Origin of the sequence: Nonomuraea rhizosphaerae (assembly GCF_019396405.1) — a bacterium.
GTDB lineage: Bacteria > Actinomycetota > Actinomycetes > Streptosporangiales > Streptosporangiaceae > Nonomuraea > Nonomuraea rhizosphaerae.
In genome coordinates, this window is the sequence record NZ_JAHKRL010000019.1 from 1 (window position 1) to 3,888 (window position 3,888).

Genomic DNA, 3,888 nt, shown 5'->3' on the forward strand with positions numbered 1-3,888 from the left:
CGAGAACGTGCGGCACCTGGGGGTCATCGTGGACCACGCGGGGGCGGAGCTGACCGTGTTCGGCGGCGGCTCGCCGCGCCCCGCCACCGTGCAGGCCACCGACTGGCCGCTGCAGAAGACCGCGCAGGGCGGCTGGTCGCAGCGGCGCTACGAGCAGGCCGTGGAGGAGGCCTGGTCGGAGAACGCCGCAGCCGTCGCGCACGAGGTGGACGAGCAGGTCAGACGGCTCGGCCTGGAGGTGGTCATCGTCGCGGGCGAGCCGAGGTCACGCTCGATGCTCGTCGACCATCTCGGGACGAAGTCCGCCGACCGCACCATGATGGTCGAGCACGGCAGCCGCGCCGATCACGGGCAGTTCGAACGTGACGCCGAGACCGCGCTCGACACCTATCTCGACCGCAGGCGGGCCGAGCTGCTCGACCGCTACCGCGAGGCGAGCGGCCCCACCGGGGTGGCCCAGGTCGCGCGCGCCCTGCGGGAGGGCAGGGTGCACGCGGTGCTCATGCCGGGTGAGATGGACCACCCGGTGTGGATCGGCGAGGGCGGCACGCAGCTGTCCACGGACGCGGGCGAGATGCGCCTGTGGGGCGTGGAGCAGCCGCTCCAGGAGCGCGCGGACTCGGCGCTGGTCAGGGCCGCGGCCATGACCGACGCCGAGCTGTGGTTCACCCCCGAGGTCTCGGACGTCTCGGCGGTGATCAGGTACTGATGACCACTTCGAGGGTCCTGGGCCCGTGCACGCCCTCGACCCGGTTGAGCTCGATGTCGCTGGTGGCCGACGGCCCGCTGATCCAGGTGAGGGGGCGGGCCGGGTCGAGCCTGGCCACCGCCTCCGGCACGCCGGAGACGATCTGGTCGGCCCGCACCACGCACAGGTGGTAGTCGGGCACCAGCGTCTGGGCCCTGCGGCCCTGGCCGGGCCCGGTGTCCAGGACGATCGTGCCGGTCTCGGCGATGGCCACCGCGCAGCCGGTGAGCACCCCGTCGGCGGCGTCGAGCTCGGCGACGGAGGTCCCGCCGATCCCCCGCGGCCAGTCGGCCGGCAGCCCTTCCGGCACGATCATCCGCCGCTCACCGACCAGCTCGGCGAGCCTGCCCGGCACCTCGGCCGCAGGCACGACGTGCACCACCGCGCGGTAGTCGTCGACCCTCTCGGCGAAGAGCCCCACCAGGTCGCTCACCTGGTTGGACATGCGGTAGCCGCGCGGGACGGACGTCTCGGGCGCGCCCGCCACGGCCCGGCGGACCTTGGCCAGGATCTCCTCACGCGCGCTCATTGCGCTCCCACCAGTCTCTGAACGATTCCTCGGGAATGTCGGGCAGGTCCCGCGTGTCGGTCCACGCCGACAGCGGGCCGGGCAGCCGCTTGGGCACCAGCTTGCGGAAACGGGTGGCCAGGCGCTGCGCCTTGGCCAGGCGTACCTGGTCGTTGAGTATCCAGCCCGCGACGCGCATGCCCGCGCGCTCGGCCGGCTTGTGGCGGACCTTGGCGCGCAGGTCCACGAGCACCTCGGGGATGTCGATCGCCACCGGGCACGCCTCGAAGCAGGCGCCGCACAGGCTGGAGGCGTACGGCAGCGAGGCGTCCAGCTCCGACGACATGCCCCTGAGCTGCGGGGTGAGGATGGCGCCGATCGGGCCGGGATAGACCGACCCGTACGCGTGGCCGCCGGCCCGCTCGTACACGGGGCACACGTTCAGGCAGGCCGAGCAGCGGATGCAGCGCAGCGCCTGGCGGCCCACCTCGTCGGCCAGCACGTCGGTGCGGCCGTTGTCGAGCAGCACCAGGTGGAAGTCCTGGCCCTCGACGGAGCCGGTCCACATGCTGGTGTAGGGGTTCATGCGCTCGCCGGTGGAGCTGCGCGGCAGCAGCTGCAGGAAGACCTCCAGGTCACGCCAGGCGGGCAGCAGCTTCTCGATGCCGACCACGCTGATCAGCGTCTCGGGCAGCGTCAGGCACATGCGGCCGTTGCCCTCGGACTCCAGCACCACGAGCGTGCCGGTCTCGGCGACCATGAAGTTGGCGCCGGAGATGGCGACCTTGCTCTTGAGGAAGCGTTCGCGCAGGTGGAGCCGAGCGGCCTCGGCCAGGGCGCGCGGCTCGTCGGTCAGCCCCTCGGGGACCTTCTCCATCTTGTCGAGGAAGATCTCGCGGATCTCGGCCCGGTTGCGGTGGATCGCGGGGACCAGGATGTGGCTCGGGAAGTCGTCGCCGAGCTGCACGATCAGCTCGGCGAGGTCGGTCTCGTACGCGGTGACGCCCTGGGCGGCCAGCGCCTCGTTGAGCCCGATCTCCTGGGTGGCCATCGACTTGACCTTGACGACCTCGGTCTCGCCGGTGGCCTTGATCAGCTCGCCGACGATGCGGTTGGCCTCGTCGGCGTCGCGGGCCCAGTGGACGTGGCCGCCCGCGCGGGTCACCGCCTCCTCCATCTGGACCAGGTAGCGGTCGAGGTGGCGCAGCGTCTCGTCCTTGATGGCCTTGCCGGCCGCGCGCAGCTCCTGCCAGTCGGGCAGCTCGCCGACGACGTTGGCGCGCTTGCCCCGGATGGTGTGGGTGGCCTTGCGGAGGTTGTAGCGAAGCTGCGAGTTCTGCACAGCCTTAGCCGCATTTTTCGGGAAACTGCCGGGCATGCCGAGGAATGTCGAACTCATTGCGCCTCCTCCGTGGCCGCCAGGATCTCGGCTAGATGCATGATCCGTACGCCGGTCCGCTGGCGGTTGAGCGTGCCGCCGATGTGCATCAGGCAGGAGTTGTCGGCCGCGCACAGCACCTCGGCGCCCGTGCCGAGCACGTTGCGCACCTTGTCGGCGCCCATGGCGGCGGAGACGGCCGGGTTCTTGACCGCGAACGTGCCGCCGAAGCCGCAGCACTCCTGCGCCGCGGGCAGCTCGACCAGCTCCAGGCCCCGGACGTTCTGAAGCAGCCTGGTCGGGCGGTCGCCGAGGTGGAGCCCTCGGAGTGAGTGACACGTCGGGTGATATGTCACCCGGTGCGGGAAATATGCGCCTACGTCGTCGACTTTCAGGACGTCGATTAGAAACTCCGACAGCTCGTGCACCTTCGGCGCGACCTCGGCCACGGCCGTCGCTCCCCTGCTGCCCGGCCGGACGAGCTTGGGGTACTGCTCGCGCACCATCGCGGCGCACGATCCGGACGGCGCGACGACGGCGTCGTACCCGGCGAACACCTCGGTGAAGTGCCGCGCCAGCCGCACGCCCTCGTCGCGGTACCCCGTGTTGACGTGCATCTGGCCGCAGCACGTCTGGGCCGCGGGGAAGTCCACCTCGCAGCCGAGCCTGCGCAGGAGCGACACGACGGCCTTGCCGGTGCCGGGGAAGAGCGTGTCGTTCACACACGTGATGAACAGGGCGACTCGCACGACTCTCCTTCCGAGGTATGGTCGGACCACAGTATGGTCAGACCATATCAGGGAAGACAGTCCGGTATCAGGGGGAGACATCGGACGGTTATCAGGGGAGACATCGGTGGACGACTGGCGTCCTGTACGGCGTACCCGGACGTTCGAGGACGTGCTCGCGCAGATCGAGCAGCGCATCGCCGAGGACGGGCTCACCGTCGGCGACCGCCTGCCCGCCGAGCGCAGCCTGGCCGAGCAGCTCGGGGTCAGCCGCTCGTCCGTGCGGGAGGCCATGCGCGTGCTGGAGACGCTCGGCGTCGTGTCCTCGCAGGTGGGGCGGGGGCCGGACGCGGGCGCGGTGCTGACCTCCCGGCCGGACACCGCGCTGACCGACCTGCTGCGGCTGCACCTGGGGCTGGCCAGCCTGGAGATGCGCGAGGTGATCGACACCCGGCTGATGATCGAGCGCTGGGCGGCGGCCGGCGCGGCCACGGCCCGCGCCGGCACCTCCCGCCTCGCCGACGCC

General features: G+C 71.3%; 5 protein-coding genes. 2 read left to right on the plus strand and 3 right to left on the minus strand.

The genetic code is table 11. The features are described 5' to 3' along the window. Positions 1–709: baeRF2 domain-containing protein (locus KME77_RS01005; RefSeq protein ID WP_219460393.1), on the plus strand; the 709-nt coding region annotated here is incomplete at its 5' end. Here KME77_RS01005 and KME77_RS01010 read toward each other — a convergent pair. The 3 genes from KME77_RS01010 to KME77_RS01020 are packed head-to-tail and all read right to left on the minus strand — an operon-like array spanning position 699 to position 3,383. Further along, the gene (locus KME77_RS01010) at positions 699–1,277 is read right to left on the minus strand and encodes a LutC/YkgG family protein (protein ID WP_219460396.1); all 579 of its coding nucleotides are present in this window, start codon (positions 1,275–1,277) and stop codon (positions 699–701) included. The two genes, KME77_RS01005 and KME77_RS01010, sit on opposite strands and share 11 nt — an antisense overlap. Then, a complete protein-coding gene (locus tag KME77_RS01015; RefSeq protein ID WP_219460399.1) occupies positions 1,264–2,655 on the minus strand; it encodes a lactate utilization protein B in 1,392 nt (463 codons plus the stop codon). The genes KME77_RS01010 and KME77_RS01015 overlap by 14 nt, the downstream gene beginning before the upstream one ends. Continuing rightward, complete coding sequence (locus KME77_RS01020) at positions 2,652–3,383, minus strand: (Fe-S)-binding protein (RefSeq protein WP_219460402.1); 732 nt, start codon at positions 3,381–3,383, stop codon at positions 2,652–2,654. The genes KME77_RS01015 and KME77_RS01020 overlap by 4 nt, the downstream gene beginning before the upstream one ends. 106 nt (positions 3,384–3,489) lie before the next feature. On the opposite strand from KME77_RS01020, the gene KME77_RS01025 reads away from it, so the two are divergent. Beyond that, positions 3,490–3,888 (plus strand): FadR/GntR family transcriptional regulator (locus KME77_RS01025; RefSeq protein ID WP_308250486.1); only part of this gene is annotated, 399 nt, incomplete at its 3' end.